Genomic DNA, 19418 nt, shown 5'->3' with positions numbered 1-19418 from the left:
GGCGAGTCCGCCGGGCACGAATGGGCCGGGATTACCGGCCGCGCATCGAGCGGAAGGCACCCTTCGGTGGCCGCATGTTCTTCGGGATGGCGCCCTTGGGCAGCTGCGGGCGGGCGGCGGTCAGCGCCTTGAGTCGCTTGTCGAGCGCGTTGACCTCCTTGCCCGACAGGGTGCGGGGCAGGCGGGTCAGCGTGCTGCGCAGCTTGGCCAGCGGGACCTCGCCCTCGCCGTTGCCGAGCATGAAGTCGCGCAGGTCGGCGGAGCCGATCACCTTCGACAGGCGCTTGCGCTCCTGGCCGATCAGCGCCCGTACCCGCTGAGGTTGACCTTCGCCGAGCAGGATGATGCCGGGCCGACCGATGATCAGGTGGACCATGTCGAACTGCGTGGTGGAGCTGACGGCCGGGGTCACCCGCCAGTCGCCCCGCATGGTCTCGACGATCTGGGCGGCGGCGCCGGGCTGCTTCTCCGCCTCGGCCATCATGGCCTTGTTCGAGCGCAGGTTGAGCACGATGAGCACGGCGAGCAGCGCGAGCATGATGCCCACCGGGATCCACAGCAGGCCCCAGCCGAGCACCACGGCGACCACGACGAACGCCACCGGCACGAGCACGGCGAGCAGCACGAGCGGCACGAACAGCCGGTCCCGCTTAGCGGTGAACGAGAACACCATGCCGATCTGCTTGAGGCGGGTCCGGAAACCCACCTTCTCCTGCTCCTGCGCCTTCGCCATGGCGGGAAGTCTAGTGGCCATCCCGCGCGGGCTCCGTCCCGGTCCGGCCGTGAGTGCCGAGTGGTGCGCGTGGCTGGCGGGTGCCAGTATTGCGGGCGAAAAGGGGGCGTGATCATGGCGAAGGCCTTGCTCTGGGTGGCGATCGGCGTCGTGGTGCTGCTGGCCGTCGGCTCGCTCGTCGTGTCGCTCGTCAAGACGCTCGTTTCGCTGGCCTTCTATCTCATCGTCGGCGCGCTCGTGGTCGGCGGCCTCTGGTACGTCTTCCACCGCCTCAGGTCGGCGGCCACCCGCGGCGACCAACGCTGACCGGCGGCAAGGCCCGAACGGGCGTAAGGGCCTTACGGGTACTCGGCCCGCGCACAGTGTGGCTAAGCCCACCAGAGGCCCCGAACATGCGGCGCGGTGCCCATGTCGACCGGCCGGCTGCCGGCGCATCGTCGATTGCGGAAGCCCGCCGCATCCGCAGGCGGCCCGGTCGTGGAGGCACGCGACGATGTTCACGGGGACCGACGTTTATAACAATCTGGAACTTGCCCGGTTGCGGGAGGAGCGGCTGCGGCGGCTCGCCGCGTCGGGACTGGCCGGCCATTATGCCGCCCAGCAGGACGAACGACGTCCGAGGTGGTGGGCCCGTTGGCGCTCGCGGCCGACCGGCGCCGCCGCGCGCCGGGCGACCGTGCGTGCGGAGGTGGCGGGTCCGATAAAGCCATGACGAGTTCGTCGGTGCGGCATGGCATGCTCGATTCCGTGACCGCCCGCGCCACTATCTTCGTCGGCCGCGAGACCGAGTTCGGTCTGCTGCGTGACGCCGTGATGCGCGTCAGGCACGAGCCCGTTTCCGTGATCATCGGCGGCGAGGCGGGGGTCGGCAAGACCCGCCTGGTCGAGGAGTTCGGCCGGTTCGCGTCGTCGGGCGGCGCCGAGGTGCTCATCGGGCACTGTCTGGAGCTGGGGGAGGACGGCCTGCCGTTCGCCCCGTTCGCCGCCGCCCTGCGCGACCTGCTGCGCCGGCACGGGCCGGCCGCGTTCGCCGGCTACGAGCAGGAGTTCGCCCGGCTGCTGCCCGAGCTCGGCCCGGTCGGCCCGGAGGTGTTCTCCGACTCGACCCGGGGCTACCTGTTCGACCTCGTCGGCGCGCTCTTCGACCGGCTGGCCGCCGAACGGCAGCTGATTCTGATCATCGAGGACCTGCACTGGGCCGACCGCTCCACCCGCGAGCTGCTGGCCTATCTCGCCCGCTCCACGCGGGCGGCCGGGGTGCTGGTCGTCGGCACCTACCGCGCCGACGAGCTGCACCGCGGCCACCCGCTGCGGCCGTTCCTCGCCGAGCTGGACCGGCTGCGGGGCGTGGAGCGCATCGAGCTGGGCCGCCTCGACCGGGAGGCGACCGCCGAGATCGTCGCCGACCTGCTCGGCGGCCAGCCGGCCGCCCCGCTCATCGACAGCATTCACGCGCGCGCCCAGGGCAACCCGTTCTTTATCGAGGAGCTCACGGCCTGCGCCGACCCCAGCGGCTGTCACCTGCTGCCGGACACCCTGCGCGACCTGCTCCTCACCCGGGTCGACCGGCTGCCGGAGACCGCCCAGCGGGTGCTGCGCATCGCGGCCGCCGGCGGCGTACGCATCGGGCATCGGCTGCTCGCCGCCGCCGCCGACGTCTCGGACGCCGCGCTGGAGGAGGCGCTGCGGCTGGCCGTCGCCGCGCACCTGGTCATCGTCGACTCCGACGGCGGCTACGAGTTCCGCCACGCCCTGGTGCGCGAGGCCGTCCACGACGACCTGCTGCCCGGCGAGCGGGCGCGACTGCACGCGCGCTACGCCGCCACGATCGAGGCCGACCCGACCCTCGTCGGGGTCGGCCTGGCGCCCGCGGAGATCGCCCACCACTGGTACGCCGCGCACGACCACCCCCGCGCGCTGACCGCCGCGATGCACGCGGCCACGGTGGCGGGGCAGCGCTACGCGTACGCGGAGAAGAGCCGCCTGCTCGAGCGCGTCCTGGAGCTGTGGGAGCAGGTCGACGACGCCCCCGTCCGCACCGGCACCGACCACCTGGGCCTGCTGGAGTCGGCGCTGTCCGCGGCGATCGGCGCGGGCGACTACGACCGGGCGCTCGGCCTCGCCAAGGCGGCGCTGGCCGAAGTGGACAGCGCGGCGCAGCCGATGCGCGCGGCCCGGATGCTGGTGCAGCGGGCCAAGCTGCTGCGCACCTTCGGCAAGAGCGACGGCTCGGCCCAGCTGCGCGAGGCGTACGAGCTCATCGCCCCCGTGCCCGACGACCCCCGCCGCGCCGAGCTGCTCGCCGACATCGCCGCGATCATGGTGACGATCGAGCGCGACGAGGGCAGCCGCATCGTCAAGGAGGCGGCGCTCGTCGCGGGCGACCTGCAGGACACGGCCGCCCAGGTGTCGGCGGCGGTGACCATGGGCCGCCTGCACGGTCGCCAGATGTCGGCCGAGTCGGGCCTCGTCGAGATGCGCCGGGCGGCCGCGGCCGCGCAGCGGGCCGGTGACCTGCCCGGCCTCGTGCGGGCCAACGTCAACATCTCCGACCTGCTGTTCGACCTCGGCGCGTACGCCGAGTCCGCCGAGGTGGCCCTGGGCGGCCTCGCCGACGCGGGCCGGGTCGGCATCGGCCGCACCACCGGGGTGTTCCTGCTCGCCAACCGGGGCGAGGCCCTGGTGGCCCTCGGCCAGTGGGACGAGGCCGACGCGCTGTTCGGCGAGGCGGCACGCCTCGACCCGCCCGGCACCCTGGAACTTCTCTGGCTCATGCAGCGCGCCCGGCTCCGGCTCGCCCGCGGGCACGCGAGCGCCGACGACCTCGTGGCCCGGGCGGTCGCCTTCCTCTCCCTGCCGTACCTGGGTCCGCAGCAGCGGCTGCCGCTGCGCGAGCTGCGGGTCGCGGCGGCGCTGTCCGCGAACGACGCCGCCGAGGCGGTCGCCCGCGCGGCCAGCGGTCTGGGCGATCCCGCCCTGGCGTCCGAACCCCGCTACGCCTGGCCCCTGCTCGCGGTCGCCGCGCGCGCCGCGTCGGTCGCCGCGGACGGCGCGGTGCCGGCCGCCGCGGTGGGCGCGCTGCGGGAATGGGTACGGGGCCTCGCCAGCTCCGTACCGGCGAACCACCCGGCGGAACTCGCGTACGCCGCCCAGGTGGCCGCCGAGCTGGCCGCACCGGAGGAGGCCAACCTCGCGTGGCGGCGGGCCGTGGCCGCGTGGCGTCACGACGGCCAGCCGTACCCGCTGGCGGTGGCCCTGGGCCGGCTCGCCGAGGCCGCCGCGGCGGCCGGCGACCGGGCGCTGGCCACGGACGTGATCGTCGAGGCGTGCGCCATCGCGGCCGCCCTCGATGTGGCACCCCTGCGCGAGCGGCTGACCACCCTGTCGCGCCGGCTCGGCCTGCGGGCGGCCGTCCGCTCCGCCACGAGCGGCCCCGGCGGCCGCGCCGAGGTCCTCACGGCCCGCGAGGTGGAGGTCCTGCGTCTCGTGGCGGCCGGGCACAGCAACCGCCGCATCGGCGACACGCTCTACATCTCGCCGAAGACGGCCAGCGTGCACGTGTCGCGCATCATCGCCAAGCTCGCGGTGGCCAACCGCATCGAGGCCGCCGCAGTGGCCCACCGCCTGGGCCTGCTGGCGGAGTCGGCCACCAACTAGCGGTGGCCGACGTCAGCCGCGGGCGGCGACGGCCTGCTGGTAGAGGCGGCCGGCCCGGTAGGAGGAGCGGACCAGCGGGCCGCTCATCACGCCCGAGAAGCCGATCTCCTCGGCCTCCTCGCGCAGCTCGACGAACTCCTCCGGCTTCACCCAACGCTCCACCGGGTGGTGGCGGGGGGTCGGCCGCAGGTACTGCGTGATGGTGATCAGTTCGCAGCCGGCGGCGTGCAGGTCGCGCAGCGCCTGGGACACCTCGGCGCGCTCCTCGCCGAGGCCGAGGATCAGGTTCGACTTCGTGACCAGGCCGGCGGCCCGGGCCTGGGTGATCACGCCGAGGGAGCGCTCGTAGCGGAACGCCGGGCGGATGCGCTTGAAGATCCGGGGCACGGTCTCCAGGTTGTGCGCGAGCACCTCCGGCTCCGCGCCGAACACCTCGCTGAGCTGCGACGGCTCGCCGTTGAAGTCCGGGATCAGCAGCTCGACGCCGCAGCCGGGGAGCAGCTTGTGGATCTGGCGGACCGTCTCGGCGTAGAGCCAGGCGCCGCCGTCGGGCAGGTCGTCGCGGGCGACGCCGGTGATCGTGGCGTACCGAAGGCCCATGGCGGCGACGGACTCGGCGACCCGGCGGGGCTCGTCGGCGTCGAACTCGGCGGGCCGGCCGGTGTCGATCTGGCAGAAGTCGCACCGGCGCGTGCACTGGTCACCGCCGATGAGGAAGGTGGCCTCCCGGTCCTCCCAACATTCGTAGATGTTGGGGCAACCCGCCTCCTGGCACACCGTGTGCAGGCCCTCCCGCTGGACGAGGCCGCGCAGCTGGCTGAACTCGGGGCCCATGGTGGCCTTGACCTTGATCCATGGCGGCTTGCGCTCGATCGGCGTCTCGGCGTTACGCGCCTCGATGCGGAGCAGGCGGCGTCCCTCAGGGGCAACGGTGGTCACGCAAAAAGCCTACGCCCGGGCCGGACGAACCGGTCGTGACCGCGACGAGCGTCACGTCGATGGGTGGGGGCAGTCCGGATCACGACCCTATTCGGACACCCGGACACTGACCGCCCTACTCTTCCCGCGACGATGGCCGATGAGAGGGGTCTATGTGGCCGGGTTGGTCGGTAGGGTCGCGGTCGCGACCCTGGCGCTGGGTGTGGCGGGGGTACTGGCCGGGTGTGATCCGGCGGCGACCGGCGCTGGGCCGGAAGTGGTCGTGACGGCGAGCGCGGACACCGCGCCGAGCGCGGATCCCGGGGACAACCCGATGACGTGCGAGATGCTGAAGAACACCCCGGTGGGCGGCAAGAAGATGGACTTTTTCGGCTACCAGGACGTGATCCCGCTCGTCGACGGGCGTTGGTCCGGCGAGGACGGCAACACCGTCGAGCTGCACAAGCCGTGCGCCATCGGCGATCTGGACGGCGACGGTGACGGCGACGCGCTGGGCGTGGTGAGCGAGAACGGCGGCGGCTCCGGGACCTTCTTTGCGCTGGTCGCCTGGCTCGACGAGGGCGGCGGCACGCCGGTCTGCGTCGCGGTGGCGGGGCTGGGCGACCGTACGCCGGTGACGTCAATCAAGATCACTAACGGCCGGGCCCAGGTCGTCTACCTCACCCGCGCCGACGACGCCCCGATGGCGGTGCTCAACATCAAGCGCACGGCGACGTACCAGCTCATCGAGAACAACGAGCTGGCCGAGATCGGCTACGTCGACGCGCCGTACTCCGGCTAAAACGGGAGGCCACCGGCGGGGTCGGCTGCTAGCGTCGTACACCAACAGCGACGACGGAGCCGAGTAGCGTTCCGGGCCGCCAGCGAAGAGAGCCACCGGCAGCTGCGAAGGTGGCCTGGCGCCGGACCGCGAAGACCCTCCTGAGCTGCGGGAAGAACCGCCACGACGGCGTAGTAGACCCCGCCGGCCGGCCCCCGTGATCAGGCGACGAACGAGGCCGCGGCCCGCCAGGGCCGCGGCGAAGGTGTGGTGGCACCGCGAGGTTCCCGCTCGCCCACACCTCCCTGGGGATCGCGTTGCGAACACAGAGGAGGTCCACCCATGCAACGCATCCTGTCCAGCCAGCTCGCCACGCACGTCGGCGAGCGGGTCACCATCGCCGGTTGGGCGCACCGCCGCCGGCTGCTGAAGTCCGTGGCGTTCCTCATCGTCCGCGACCGTGCCGGCCTCGCCCAGGTCGTGGTCGCCGAGCCGGCGACCCGCGACCTGATGGAGAAGCTCACCGAGGAGACGATCGTCGAGGTCGAGGGCGAGGTGGTCGCGAACGCCGCGGCGCCCGCGGGCGTCGAGCTCATCAACCCCGTGGTACGCGCGCCGCACGGCGCCGCCGCGTCGCCGCCGTTCGACCTGTACCGCCCGCAGCTCACCGCCACCCTGCCCACCATGCTCGACCACGCGGCCGTCGCCCTGCGCCACGCGCCGCGCCAGCAGGCGTTCCGGCTCAGCGCGGCGGCGGTCGCCGGCTTCCGGGCCAGCCTCGACGCCGACGGGTTCGTGGAGGTGCACACCCCCAAGGTCGTGGCGTCGGCCACCGAGTCCGGGGCGAACGTGTTCTCCCTCGACTGGTTCGGCCGGCCCGCGTACCTGGCGCAGTCGCCGCAGTTCTACAAGCAGACCCTCGTGGGGGTCTTCGAGCGGGTCTACGAGGTCGGCCCGGTGTTCCGTGCCGAGCCGCACGACACGGTGCGCCACCTGGCCCAGTACACGTCCCTGGACGTGGAGCTGGGGTTCATCCGCGACCATCGTGACGTCATGCGCGTACTCCGGACCGTACTCGCGGCCATGACGGCGAGTGTCGCGCAGCGGGAGCCGGGCGCGGTGGCCGCGTTGGGCCTGAGCCTGCCCGAGGTGCCGCGGACCATCCCGGAGGTGCACTTCGCGGACGCGCTGGCGCTGGTCGGCGCGGCCCTCGGGGAGGACCTCAGCGCGGAGCCCGACCTGGCCCCCGCGCACGAGCGCTGGCTGGGGGAGTGGGCCCGGCGCGAGCACGGGTCGGACTTCCTGTTCGTGACGGGGTACCCGATGGCGAAGCGGCCGTTCTACACGCACCCGGACCCGGCGCGCCCGGCGTACTCGAACGGTTTTGACCTGCTGTTTCGCGGCATTGAGCTGGTCACGGGCGGGCAGCGCCTGCACCGGTACGAGGACTATGTCGCGGCGCTGGCGGCGGCGGGCGAGCCGCTTGAGCCGTACGAGTCCTATGTGGAGGTGTTCCGGCACGGGATGCCGCCGCACGGCGGGTTCGCGATCGGGCTGGAACGGTTCATGATGCGGCTGCTGGCGGCCACGAACGTCCGGGAGGTCACGCTGTTCCCGCGCGACCTGCACCGGCTCACGCCGTAGCCGGTAGCGGGGCGGGCCCGGCCCGCCCCGCTACCGCAGGGTCTCCAGGTGGCGCTCGACGACCGGGAGCGCCTCGGCGACCGTGACGTCGCGGCCCAGTTCCGCGCTCAGCGACGTCACGCCGGCGTCGCTGATGCCGCACGGCACGATGGCGTCGAAGGCGCGCAGGTCGCAGTCGCAGTTGAGGGCGAAGCCGTGCAGGGTCACGCCGCGCGCGACGCGGATGCCGATCGCGGCGATCTTGCGGTCGGGGCCCCGGTCGTCGGCCGCGACCCAGACGCCGCTGCGGCCCTCGACCCGGCCGGTGGCCACGCCGAACTCGGCGCACACGTCGATGAGCAGCTGCTCCATCCGGCGCACGTAGGCCACCACGTCGAACGGCTTGCCGTCGCGCTTCTCGGGCAGCGTGAGGATGGGGTAGCCGACGATCTGCCCCGGCCCGTGCCAGGTGATCTTTCCGCCGCGGTCGACGTCGACGACCGGGGTGCCGTCCAGCGGGCGGTCCCAGGGCTCGGTGCGCCGGCCGGCGGTGTAGACGCTGGGGTGCTCCAGCAGGAGCACGGTGTCGTCGCGCTCCCCGGCGACGACGGCCGCGTGCAGGTCGCGCTGGTGCTGCCAGGCGGTCTCGTAGTCGACGACGCCCGCCCGGATGACGGTCAGCGGCGCCAGCGAGGTCGGTTCAATGACGGTGGTCACCCCGCCAGCGTAGGCCGCGCCGCGCGCCGTGGCGGCGTGTTGGATCTCACGCCGCCCGACGACCGGTCAGAGGTGGGGCAGCCCGGCGGGGCGGTCGAGGTCGAGCGCCACCGACAGCGCCTCGCGCAGCGTCGGGTGCCGGAACGCGAACCCGGCCGACGTGAGCACCCCCGGCAGCACCCGCTGGCTGATCAGCGCCTCGTCGGCGAACCCGCCCACGGCCAGCTTCAGCGCCGGCGACGGCACCGTGAGCAGGGCGGGCCGGCGCAGCAGCTGGGCCAGCGTACGGGTGAACTCGGCGTTCGTGTCCGGGTGCGGGCCGGTGAGGTTCACGGCGCCGCTGAGCTCGGCGCGGTCGAGCAGGAACCGGACCGCGTCCTCCCAGTCGGTGATCGAGATCCACGGCCACCACTGCCCGCCCCCGCCGAACCGGGCGCCGAGGCCCAGCCGGAAGGGGATGAGCAGGGGTTTGAGCAACCCGCCGGAGGCGTGCAGCGGCAGGCCGGTACGCAGCAGCACCACCCGTACCCCGGCCTCGGCGGCCGGCTCGGCGGCTGCCTCCCACAGCTGGGCCAGCTCGCTCAGGAAACGGTCGCCGGCGGGCGCGGTCTCGTCGACCGCCGTGTCGCCCGTGTCGCCGTAGAACCCGACCCCGGACGCGTTGAGCAGGACGTCGGGCCGCGATCCGGCCGGCAGCGCGGCCAGCGTACGGGCGATCGTGGCGGTCGACTGGACGCGGCTGCGCACGAGCGTCGCCCGGTACCCGCTCGTCCAGCGGCGCGGGGCGACCGGCGCGCCGGCCAGGTTGATCACCGCGTCGGCTCCGGCGAGCGTGGCGGGCGCCAGCTCGCCCTTGTCCGGCCACCAGCGCACCTCGTCCGGCCCGGCCGGGGGCCGGCGCACCAGGTTGACGACCTCGACGTCCGCCGAGGCGAAACGGGCCCGCAGCCGGGCGCCCAGGAACCCCGAGCCGCCGGCGAGCACGATACGCATGCGTCCATCCTCCGCTATCGGCGGTCGCTGGCGAACGAAGCGGGGGTGCCGTCGCGCGTGCGACGACACCCCCTGCGCTCGGCTGGGCCCTACAGGCCCAGGTCGTTCTCGAACGCCCCGGCCTCCAGCCGCTGCTTCACCGTGGTGAGGAAGCGGGCCGCCTCGGCGCCGTCCACCAGCCGGTGGTCGTACGAGAGGGCCAGGTAGATCATCGAACGCGGGGCGATGATCTCGCCGAGTTCGGGGTCGTTCACCACGACGGCCCGCTTGACCACCGCGCCCGTGCCGAGGATCGCCACCTGCGGCTGGTTGATGATGGGCGTGTCGAACAGCGCGCCGCGCGAGCCCGTGTTGGTCAGGGTGAACGTGCCGCCCGAGATCTCGTCCGGGGTCAGCTTGTTCGTGCGGGCGCGCTCGGCCAGGTCGGCGATGCGCTTGGCGATGCCGGCCAGGTTCAGGTCGCCCGCGTTGTGGATCACCGGCACGATCAGGCCGCGCTCGGTGTCCACGGCCATGCCGAGGTGCTCCGCCGCGTGGTACGTGATCGTGCCCGCCTCCATGTCGATGGAGGCGTTGACGTCCGGGTGCACGCGCAGTGCCTCGATCGCGGCCAGCGCCAGGAACGGCAGGAACGACAGCTTCACGCCGTGCCGCTTGACGAATTCGCCCTTGGCCGCGTCCCGCAGCTTGGCGATCTTGGTGACGTCGACCTCGACGACCGTGGTGAGCTGCGCCGAGACCTGCAGCGACTCGACCATCCGCTTCGCGATGACGGCCCGCAGCCGCGACATCTTCTCGGTGCGACCACGCAGCGGACTGGGCTCGGCCTTGGCGGGCGCGGGCGCCGTCGTGGTCGGCGCGGCCTGGGGCTCGGCCGCCTTCGGCGCCGCGGCCTTCGCCGCCGCGTCGAGGACGTCCTGCTTGCGGATGCGCCCGCCCACCCCGCTGCCGGAGAGGGTGGCGAGGTCGACGCCCTTCTCCGCGGCGAGCTTGCGCACCAGCGGGGTCACGTAGCCGGCGTCGCCATCGGGGCCGCCGCCGTTGCTGGGCGCCGTCGGCGCGGCGGGCTTGGGCGCTGGAGCGGGCGCGGCCTGAGCCTGCGGTGCAGCGGCCTGAGCCTGCGGCGCGGCGGCCTGAGCCTGTGGCGCGGCGGCCTGGGGCGGGGCGGCCTGTGGCGCCTGGGCCTGGGGCTGGGGTGCCTGGGGCTGCGGCGGGGCGGCCTGGGCGGCCGGCTTCTGCGCCTCGGCGGGCTTCTCCGGCTCCGCGGCCTTCTCGGGTGCGGCGGGCTTCGCGGCTGCCGGCGCGGCGCCGGCCGCGCCGATCAGCGCGAGAACGGCGCCGACCTCGGCGGTCTCGTCCTCGGCCACCTTGATCTCCAGGACCGTGCCGGCGACCGGCGACGGGATCTCCGTGTCGACCTTGTCGGTGGAGACCTCCAGCAGCGGCTCGTCCACCTCGACGGTGTCGCCGACCTGCTTGAGCCAGCGGGTCACGGTGCCCTCGGTCACGCTCTCGCCGAGCGCGGGCAGGGTGATCGGGGTGGCGTCGCCACCGGCCGATCCACCCGCCGCCGGTGGGGTCTCCTGCGGGGGCGCCTCGGTCTGCCCGACCGGCGCCTCCTCCTGGGCGGGGGCCTCCTCCTGGGCGGGGGCGGCGGCCTGGGCGGGGGCGGCGGCCTGCGCCGGCGCCGGGGCGGACGCGCCGGCGTCCTCGCCCTCGCCGGCGATGACAGCGAGTTCGCTGCCCACCTCGGCGGTCTCGTCCTCGCCCACCACGATCCGTGTCAGCACCCCGGCGGCCGGCGAGGGGATCTCGGTGTCGACCTTGTCGGTGGACACCTCAAGCAAGGGCTCGTCGACCTCGACGCGGTCACCCTCCTGCTTGAGCCAGCGGGTAACGGTGCCCTCGGTGACGCTCTCGCCCAACCGGGGCATGGTGACCGATACCGCCATCTGAAGTTGCCTCCTTGGGTGCAAGGTCTATGTACTCGTTGACCGCTGGTTCAGTGGACGTGCAGCGGCTTTCCGGCCAGGGCCAGGTGTGCCTCGCCCATGGCCTCGGTCTGTGTGGGGTGGGCGTGGATCAGCTGGGCGACCTCGGCCGGGAAGGCCTCCCAGTTGTAGATCAGCTGTGCCTCGCCGACCAGCTCGCTGACCCTAGCGCCGAGGATGTGCACGCCGACCACCGGACCGTCGACGGCGCGGACGAGCTTCACGAAGCCCGACGTCCTGAGGATCGCGCTCTTGCCGTTGCCGGTCAGGTCGTACGTGACAGTTTCGATCTTGTCACCGTACTTCTCGCGGGCCCTGGCTTCGGTGAGACCCACCGAGGCGATCTCGGGCTCGCAGTACGTCACGCGGGGGATGCCCAGCTCGTCGATGACCGGCGGGTTCAGGCCGGCGATCTCCTCGGCCACGAAGATGCCCTGCTGGAAACCGCGGTGGGCCAGTTGCAGGCCGGGCACGATGTCGCCGACGGCGTACACGTGCGGCACGTTCGTGCGCAGGCGCTCGTCCGTGAGCACGAACCCGCGCTCCATGGCGATGCCCTGCTCCTCGTACCCGAGGTTGGCGGTGGTCGGACCGCGGCCCACGGCGACGAGCAGCAGCTCGGCCTCGATCCTGTCGCCGCCCGCGATGCTGACCCGCACGCCGCCCTCGGTGCGTTCGACCTTCTCGAAGGGCTTGCCGACCTTGAAGCCGATGCCGCGCTTGCGGAACTGGCGCTCCAGGCCCTTGGAGACCGCCTCGTCCTCGGCGGCGACCAGGCGGGGCAGCGCCTCCACGATGGTCACGTCCGCGCCGAACGACCGCCACACGGAGGCGAACTCGACGCCGATCACGCCGCCGCCCAGCACGACCGCGGACGACGGCACGCGGTCGAGGAAGAGCGCCTGGTCGGAGGTGATGACCCGCTCGCCGTCGATGTCCAGGCCGGGCAGGCTCCTCGCGTACGACCCGGTGGCGAGGATGAGGTCGCGGCCGGTGTACCGGGCGCCGTCCACCTCGACCGTCGTGGGTGCGACGAGCCGGCCCGACCCCGTGACCACGGTGATCTTCCGGCTCTTGATGAGGCCCTGCAGGCCCTTGTACATCTTGGAGATCACGCCGTCCTTGTAGGCGTTGACCCCGGCCATGTCGATGCCGACGAAGTCCGCCTTCACGCCGAACTGGGCGGCCTCGCGGGCGGTGTCGGCGACCTCGGCGGCGTGCAGCAGCGCCTTCGTGGGGATGCAGCCCCGGTGCAGGCACGTGCCGCCGAGCTTGTCCTTCTCGATGAGCGCGACGGATCGACCCAGCAGTGCGGCGCGCAGCGCGGCCGCGTAGCCGCCGCTGCCACCACCCAGCACTACAACGTCGAACTCGGCGTCCCGCTCACTCACGTCATCTCCAGCTGTGCGTCGATAGGCGCATACCTTGGGTCATCTTGTCACTTGTGGATCCGGTGGGCGACGAGAGGTGCCCAAAGACACGTTCAGGCGGTCCGACCTGCTCACGAGTGCGCCGAACGTGACGTCCCGCACAGGGTGGGCGGAGGTTGAGTACCCTTGGGCCAGCCCTGACCGCCACGCAGGGCCGCACGTCCCCGGATGCCATCACAGCTACAAGGTCACGACCCAGGAGGTTGCCAGGTGGCCTGGTTCCGACGCCGATCGGCGCCCGGGGTGCGCCACGATAAGGAGGCCGAAAAGGCCGGCTTTGCTCACCTTGAGCATTTCGTCCAGACCAGACGCGGGGTCGAGGCGTTCCTCGAACCCAAGACCACGGTCACCGAGACCACGGTCGTCCTGATCGCCCACGACGGCGAGTGGACCCGCCGCCGGGTGCCCGATCACGGCGCGGCCCGTGCCTTCGGCAACCGGATGGGCATCCCGGTCTACGACGTCGCCCTCGTCGGCTATCCCCAGCGGATGCGCGATTTCAACGAACGCCGCAAGCGCGGCCATTCCTGACCGGCCGCGGCGGGAACCGTCCCCTCGGGGGCCGGCTCCCGCCGCGCCCGTCACGCGCTTGCGGCGTCAGCCGTTGGTGGCGATGTCGTCGACCAGGTCCAGGAGGAGGCGGACCGGGATGGCCGTACCGCCCTTGGTCCAGTACCCGGTGGCCTCGCCGCTGTGGTACGACGGGCCGGCGATGTCGATGTGCGCCCAGGGCAGCCCGTCGGCGACGAACTCGCGCAGGAACACGCCGCCCTGCAGCATGTGGCCGGCCCGGTCCATGCCCGCGTTGATCTGGGAGATGTCGGCGACGTCGGAGTCCATGCCCTTGCGTACGTCGTCGGGCAGCGGCATGGGCCAGGCCGGCTCGCCGACGCGGTCGCCGGCCGCGGCCACCCGGGCGATGAACGCCTCGTCGCCCATCACGCCGGAGATCTTCTTGCCGAGCGAGATGACCTGGCCGCCGGTGAGGGTCGACGTCTCCACCAGGTAGTCCGGGTCGTCCTCGGCGGCGCGTACGATCGCGTCCGCGAGGATCATGCGACCCTCCGCGTCCGGGTTGAGGACCTCGACCCGCTTGCCGCCGTACATCGTGACGACGTCGCCCGGCCGGTACGCCGTGCCGGAGATCATGTTCTCGGCCATCGGCAGGTAGGCCGTCACGGCGATCTTCGGCTTGAGCGCGGCGATCGCGACCATGGTCGAGGCCACGGCGGCGGCGCCGGCCATGTCGGACTTCATCTCCCACATGCCCTGCGCCGGCTTGATGGCGTAGCCGCCCGTGTCGAAGGTGATGCCCTTGCCGACCAGGGCGACGTGCTTCTTCGCGCCCTTCGGGGCGTACCGGAGGATGACCAGCCGGGGCGGGGCGGACGAGCCCATGCCCACCGCGAGCACGCCGCCGTAGCCGCCCTTCTTGAGAGCCTTCTCGTCCAGGACCTCGACGTCGAGGCCGGCGCTGGTCGCGACGGCGGACACCGCGGTCGCGAAGTCCGGCGGGCGCAGCTCGTTGGGGGCGGTGTTGACCCAGTCGCGGGTGCGCGCCACGGCCGCGGCCACGATGGCGGCCCGCTTGAGCTCGGCCTTGGCGTGCTTGTCGGCGGCGTCGGGGACGAGCAGGGCGACGGACTTCACCGGGTCGCGCCGGCCGGGCTGCGGCTTGGTCTTGTAGCCGGCGAACCGGTAGCCACCCAGCAGCGCGCCCTCAGCGACCGCCCGCAGGGTGGCCGGATCGCCGCCGTCCGCCCCGTCGGGCAGGGGCAGGGCGAGCGCGATCCTGGCGGTGCCGGCGAGGGAGCGGACCACGGCGGCCACGGCCCGGCGCATCGTCTCCGCGGGTACCCCCGCGTCGTCCGGCACCGCGCCGAGGCCCACGGCGGCGATCACCGGAGCGGTGATCGTGCCGAGCGTCGCCAGTTTGGTCACCTCGCACGCGCCGCCGGAGGCGCCGAGCAGCTTCAGGGTGGGTGCGAGCTTGCCGTCGAAGGCGGCGGCCACGCTCTCCGCGCCGGGGGCGAGCAGAGGTCCAGAGAGCTCGCCGTCGCCGGACGAGCTGTGCAGGCCGACGACGATAGCGTCGACCGCCAGTTCGGCCGGGTCGGTGTCGACCAGGCTCAGAGTGGTGGTCAGGGACGGCAGGCTGGTAGCGGCCACGTCGCGGCTCCGAAGTGGTACGGGTGGGCGGGGCGGACGCACCAGATGCTAGCCGCAGTCGTGACCGGGGGTGATCCGCCCGGCGAAACTGCCGCCGTCGGCTCCAGACGATAGGTTGCGACCATGAGGGAGCGGCAGCGGGCAAATCATCAGCTCAGGACAGTTTCATGCCGGTGCGGGGGCGCGGCGGGGGTGGCGGTATGAACCAGGAACTGCGCCGGTCGCCACTGCACGAGCGGCATATCGCCCTTGGTGCGAAGTTCGCAGCCTTCGGCGGGTGGGACATGCCGCTGGAGTACGCCGGGGGCGGCGTCCTGCGCGAGCACGCCGCCGTCCGCGAGGCGGTGGGTGTGTTCGACGTCTCGCACCTCGGCAAGGTTCGGGTCACCGGCCCGGGCGCGGCCGAGTTCGTCAACGCGTGCCTGACCAACGACCTCGCACGCATCGGCCCGGGCCAGGCGCAGTACACGCTGTGCTGCGCGCAGGACGGCGGTGTGGTGGACGACCTGATCGCCTACCTGCACGCGGACGACCATGTCTTCCTGATCCCCAACGCGGCCAACACGGCAGAGGTGGTGCGCCGGCTGGCCGCGGCCGCCCCGCCCGGGATCACCGTGACGGACGAGCACGAGGCGCACGCCGTGCTGGCCGTGCAGGGGCCGCGCTCGGCCGAGGTGCTGGCGGGGCTGGGCCTGCCGACCGGGCACGAGTACATGAGTTTCGCGGTGGCCCCGCTCGACGGCACGGGGGCGGCGGGCGCCACCGGCGTGGTCTGCCGTACGGGCTACACGGGCGAGCACGGCTACGAGCTGGTGGTACGCGCGGCGGACGCGGGCACGGTGTGGGACGCGCTGTTGAAGGCCGGCGAGGGCGCGCAGGCCCGGCCGTGCGGGCTGGCCGCCCGCGACACGCTGCGTACGGAGATGGGCTATCCGCTGCACGGGCAGGACCTGTCGGCGCAGATCACCCCGGTGCAGGCCCGCTGCGGCTGGGCGGTCGGCTGGTCCAAGCCGGCGTTCTGGGGCCGCGAGGCGCTGGTGGCCGAGAAGGCCGCGGGCCCGCGCCGGCAGCTGTGGGGCCTGCGGTCGACCGACCGCGGCATCCCGCGCCAGCACATGGCCGTGCACCTGCCCGGCGGCGACCGGGTGGGCGAGGTCACCAGCGGGACGTTCTCGCCGACGCTGCGGGTGGGCATCGGTCTGGCCCTGCTCGACACGGCCGCCGGCCTGGCGGAGGGCGACGCGGTCGAGGTCGACGTGCGCGGCCGCCGTTCCGCGATGACAGTCGTGCGGCCGCCGTTCGTCGCCTCGTCGGTGCGGTGAGCGCCGATGGCGGTCACGCTGGCGAAGGTACGCGCGATGTGCCTCGCGCTGCCGGAGGTCACCGAGGAGCTGACCTGGGAGGTCGAGGCCACCTGGCGGATCCGGGGCAAGATCTTCGTCATGGGTAGCGAGGGGTCACCGACGATCTCCGTGAAGACCTCCCGTGAGGAGCAGGAGGAACTGCTCGCGACCGACCCGCGGACCTACACGGCCGCGGCGTACGTCGGGCGGTTCGGCTGGACGAGCATCCGGCTGGCCGGCGTGCAGGCCGACGAGCTGCGGGAGCTGATCATCGAGGCGTGGCGGCGCACCGCGCCGAAGAAGCTCGTGAAGGCCTACGACGCAGGCGGCTGACCACCCAGTACGGGGTCCAGGAACAGGCGGCTGACCAGCCGTTCCGCAGCGCGGCCGTCCTCGTTGGGGCAGCACCAGCGGCGCAGCCGGGCCCGCGCGTCCGCCGCCTCCGGGCCATCGAGCAGGTCGGCCCGCCAGGCGTCGCGCAGCTCGGCGGCGTCACGCACGACCAGGCCCGGCGGGTCGGCGAGCAGGTCGACCGCGACCCCGGTGGTGCGGCGGAAGCTGTCCCAGTCGGGGGCGTGCAGCACGATCGGCCGGTCGAGCAGGACGAAGTCGCAGATGACCGCCGAGTAGTCCGTGATGAGCACGTCCGAGGCGAGCAGCAGCGGCTCCAGCACGAGGTGGCGGCTCACGTCGCGCACCCGGGGGTGGCGGGCCGTGCTGCCGGGGGCGTACGTGTCGCCGTGGCGTTGCAGCACGACCACGTCCGGGCCCAGCTCGTCGGCCAGCCACTCGGCGTCGAGCAACAGCCCGCGCCGCCCCTGCGGGCGGTAGTCGCGCCCGGTCGGGGCGTACAGGACGGACGTCTGGCCCGGTTCCAGGCCGTAGAGCGCGCGGGCCCGCTCGACCGCGGCGGCCCCGGCGCGGACCAGGCCATCGAGCCGGGGCTGGCCGATCTCCCAGATCTCGTGCCGGCCCGGGTACGCCCGCCGCCACACCTCGGTGGCGTGCGGGGAGGCGCTGAGCGCCACGTCCCAGCGGGCCGACGCGGCGGCCACGGCGGCCGCCTCGGCGACGCTCGCGGCCCGGTCGAGCCCGGCCCCGCTCAGCGGTACGCCGTGGTGCAGGTGCACGTGGGTCGCGCCCGGGCGCCGGCGTGCCACCTGCGCGGGGATGCCCAGCGGGGTGTCGCTGACGACCCACCGCGCCCGGGCCATCGCGCGGTGCCAGGCGAACCCGCCGATGACCACGGTGGACACGCCCTGCGGTACGGCCGAGCGCGCGTCGCGGCGCACGGCGACGACGCCGCGCACGTGCGGCGCCAGGCGGGTGGCGGCGCGGTGCACGGCGGCCGGGTGGGCCAGGTAGCCGCGCCCGCCCAGGGCGGTGAACAGCGCCAGGCGGCGGTCCAGCGGCAGCCGCAGGTGCAGGTGGTACCAGGCCCGCCGCACGCCCCGGCCCACGGCCCGCCCACCCCGGCCGACCGAGCGGGCCAACCGCACGGGCGGCCGGGCGGCGGCCCGCGGCGGCCGGCGGCCGGCGGGCGCCGCGGCGGGCCGGCGCAGCAGGCACACCCGGTCGAGGGTGGCGATGCGGTTGGCGACCTCCAGCAGGGCCCGTCGGTGGGCGGCCTGGGTCAGATCCGTGAGGTCGAGGCCCACGTGGTCGAGCAGCGACCGCTTGACCACGGTCACCGTGGTGCGCGGATCAAGGCGGGCCAGGGCGGGCCGCTCGGCCAGCGTGACGACGTCGGGTGCCCCGGCCGTGGCGAGCAGCGCGCTGGCGGGGCCGCGCCGCGCGCCGCCGGCCCAGTCCAGTTCGGCCTGGTCGAGCAGGAGCAGGTCAGGCCCGGTCTCGCGCAGCCGGCGCACGACCGCCCGGGCGGCGCCCTCGGCGAGCAGCGTGTCCGGCTCGACGAACCACACATGGCCGCCGGCCGGGTCGGGTCCGTCCGCGCCCGCCAGCCGTACGGGCACCGATCCGGGCGCACCGGCCGCGTCGTGGCGGGCGCGGCGGCCGGACTGGTCGGCCCGGTGGGGCGCGTCGCCGCGCAGCCCCGAGGCGTACTCGATGAGGATCCGTCCGGTGGGCGCATCGGCGCTCTCGTCGACGAGGACGAGCTCGATGTCCTCACCGGACTGGTCGAGGATGCTGTCGAGGCAGGCGCGGAGGTGGGGCGCGGGGCCGGCCACCGTGACCAGCACGCTGAGCGCCGGGCCAAGTCCGGCATTTGTCACATTACGTGAACGAGGGGCGTGACCCGGCGGTGGCGGTCAGGACCCCCCGAAGTCCTGCGTCCAGTAGAGCGAGCCGTTGGCGGCGCGCGCGACGCCCACGCCGAGTGCCTTGAGTCCGCAGTTCAGAATGTTGCGCCGATGCCCGCTGCTGTTCATCCAGCCGTCCATGACGGCCTCCGGGGTCGCGTAGCCGTAGGCGATGTTCTCCGCCCAGCCGGAGCCCGCGCTGTAGCCCGCCCGCTCGATGCGCGTGCCGGGCGAGCTGCGGTCGCTGCCGGTGTGTTCCAGGAACCGGTTCCTGGCCATGTCCGTGCTGTGCGCGCGGGCCGCCTTCACGAGCTTGCCGTCGCGCCGCAGCGCCCCGCAGCCCTCGCGGGCCCGGGCCTGGTTGGTCAGCGCGAAGACGCGGTCCTCCAGCTCGGCGTACGCGTACGGACTGTTCTTCTTCGACGGCGGCAACTGCGACGCCTTGACCGTGGGCGACTCCGGCGGCCCGGTGGTCGGCGGGGCCGAGGTCGGTGCCGCGGGGGCGGGGCCGGTGGGCGGCACGACCGCGGAGGCGCGCGCGGCCGGCGGGACGAGCGGGCCGGTCCAGCCGATGAGCACCGGGGAGAGCATCGCGCCGGTGACGCCGATCGTCAGCAGGACGCCGGCGGTCGCGAGGCCGCCCAGCCGGCGGCGGCGCCGGTGCCGACCGGCGCCATGAGGACCGGGCACCTCGGGCAGCGCGGTCGTGCGTTGCGTCTCCCAGCCCACCTGCGGCACGGTACTGACCGCACCCACCGCACGCAACGGGTGTCCCGGCGCCCCGGCCGGTCACATTGGCCCC

General features: G+C 73.7%; 16 protein-coding genes. 7 read left to right on the top strand and 9 right to left on the bottom strand.

Features of this window, described 5'->3' with window-relative positions; all coding sequences use genetic code 11:
• Nucleotides 1–31: 31 nt before the first annotated feature.
• Nucleotides 32–733, bottom strand: coding sequence for a DUF4191 domain-containing protein (locus ABD191_RS07355; protein ID WP_344078255.1), 702 nt, complete (start codon nt 731–733; stop codon nt 32–34).
• Nucleotides 734–847: 114 nt separating this feature from the next.
• On the opposite strand from ABD191_RS07355, the gene ABD191_RS07350 reads away from it, so the two are divergent.
• Nucleotides 848–1039: a DUF5326 family protein gene (locus ABD191_RS07350; RefSeq protein WP_344078253.1), complete on the top strand. Its 192-nt coding sequence runs from the start codon at nt 848–850 to the stop codon at nt 1037–1039.
• Between the two features lie 402 nt (nt 1040–1441).
• Entirely contained in the window at nt 1442–4390 is a 2949-nt protein-coding gene (locus tag ABD191_RS07345; RefSeq protein WP_344078251.1) for a helix-turn-helix transcriptional regulator, read from the top strand.
• A 12-nt stretch (nt 4391–4402) separates the two neighbouring features.
• Here ABD191_RS07345 and lipA read toward each other — a convergent pair whose 3' ends face one another.
• Nucleotides 4403–5329, bottom strand: coding sequence for a lipoyl synthase (gene lipA / locus ABD191_RS07340; protein WP_344078249.1), 927 nt, complete (start codon nt 5327–5329; stop codon nt 4403–4405).
• A gap of 139 nt (nt 5330–5468) precedes the next feature.
• On the opposite strand from lipA, the gene ABD191_RS07335 reads away from it, so the two are divergent.
• Nucleotides 5469–6110, top strand: coding sequence for a hypothetical protein (locus ABD191_RS07335; RefSeq protein ID WP_344078247.1), 642 nt, complete (start codon nt 5469–5471; stop codon nt 6108–6110).
• A gap of 321 nt (nt 6111–6431) precedes the next feature.
• Nucleotides 6432–7733, top strand: coding sequence for an aspartate--tRNA(Asn) ligase (gene aspS / locus ABD191_RS07330; RefSeq protein ID WP_344078245.1), 1302 nt, complete (start codon nt 6432–6434; stop codon nt 7731–7733).
• Between the two features lie 30 nt (nt 7734–7763).
• Here aspS and lipB read toward each other — a convergent pair whose 3' ends face one another.
• The 4 genes from lipB to lpdA form a co-directional block, all read right to left on the bottom strand.
• Complete coding sequence (gene lipB / locus ABD191_RS07325; RefSeq protein WP_344078243.1) at nt 7764–8429, bottom strand: lipoyl(octanoyl) transferase LipB; 666 nt, start codon at nt 8427–8429, stop codon at nt 7764–7766.
• Nucleotides 8430–8495: 66 nt separating this feature from the next.
• Nucleotides 8496–9422 carry a TIGR01777 family oxidoreductase gene (locus ABD191_RS07320; protein ID WP_344078241.1) on the bottom strand — a complete coding sequence of 309 codons (927 nt, stop codon included), beginning with the start codon at nt 9420–9422 and terminating at the stop codon, nt 8496–8498.
• Nucleotides 9423–9511: 89 nt separating this feature from the next.
• Nucleotides 9512–11374 carry a 2-oxoglutarate dehydrogenase, E2 component, dihydrolipoamide succinyltransferase gene (gene sucB / locus ABD191_RS07315; protein WP_344078239.1) on the bottom strand — a complete coding sequence of 621 codons (1863 nt, stop codon included), beginning with the start codon at nt 11372–11374 and terminating at the stop codon, nt 9512–9514.
• 50 nt (nt 11375–11424) lie between these two features.
• On the bottom strand, nt 11425–12804 hold the full coding sequence (lpdA, locus tag ABD191_RS07310; RefSeq protein ID WP_344078237.1) for a dihydrolipoyl dehydrogenase: 1380 nt from the start codon (nt 12802–12804) through the stop codon (nt 11425–11427).
• A 207-nt stretch (nt 12805–13011) separates the two neighbouring features.
• On the opposite strand from lpdA, the gene ABD191_RS07305 reads away from it, so the two are divergent.
• Entirely contained in the window at nt 13012–13374 is a 363-nt protein-coding gene (locus ABD191_RS07305) for a hypothetical protein (protein ID WP_344078236.1), read from the top strand.
• 66 nt (nt 13375–13440) lie between these two features.
• Here the strand turns inward: ABD191_RS07305 and ABD191_RS07300 are convergent, their stop codons facing one another.
• Nucleotides 13441–14997, bottom strand: a complete 1557-nt coding sequence (locus ABD191_RS07300; RefSeq protein WP_344078411.1) for a leucyl aminopeptidase — start codon at nt 14995–14997, stop codon at nt 13441–13443.
• Between the two features lie 215 nt (nt 14998–15212).
• Between ABD191_RS07300 and gcvT the strand changes: the two genes are divergently transcribed.
• Both gcvT and ABD191_RS07290 read left to right on the top strand, forming a co-directional pair.
• Entirely contained in the window at nt 15213–16334 is a 1122-nt protein-coding gene (gcvT, locus tag ABD191_RS07295; RefSeq protein ID WP_344078234.1) for a glycine cleavage system aminomethyltransferase GcvT, read from the top strand.
• Between the two features lie 6 nt (nt 16335–16340).
• Nucleotides 16341–16688 carry an MmcQ/YjbR family DNA-binding protein gene (locus tag ABD191_RS07290; protein ID WP_344078232.1) on the top strand — a complete coding sequence of 116 codons (348 nt, stop codon included), beginning with the start codon at nt 16341–16343 and terminating at the stop codon, nt 16686–16688.
• Here the strand turns inward: ABD191_RS07290 and ABD191_RS07285 are convergent.
• Together ABD191_RS07285 and ABD191_RS07280 are read right to left on the bottom strand one after the other, a co-directional pair.
• Entirely contained in the window at nt 16670–18556 is a 1887-nt protein-coding gene (locus ABD191_RS07285) for a CDP-glycerol glycerophosphotransferase family protein (RefSeq protein ID WP_344078231.1), read from the bottom strand. The two genes, ABD191_RS07290 and ABD191_RS07285, sit on opposite strands and share 19 nt — an antisense overlap.
• Nucleotides 18557–18625: 69 nt before the next feature.
• Nucleotides 18626–19345, bottom strand: a complete 720-nt coding sequence (locus tag ABD191_RS07280) for a CAP domain-containing protein (protein ID WP_344078230.1) — start codon at nt 19343–19345, stop codon at nt 18626–18628.
• Nucleotides 19346–19418 lie beyond the last annotated feature (73 nt).

The sequence above is a fragment of the Luedemannella helvata genome (assembly GCF_039528415.1).
GTDB classification, from domain to species: domain Bacteria; phylum Actinomycetota; class Actinomycetes; order Mycobacteriales; family Micromonosporaceae; genus Luedemannella; species Luedemannella helvata.
The sequence above is the reverse complement of the archived record's forward strand: the minus strand, read 5'-3'. Positions and strand labels throughout refer to the sequence as shown.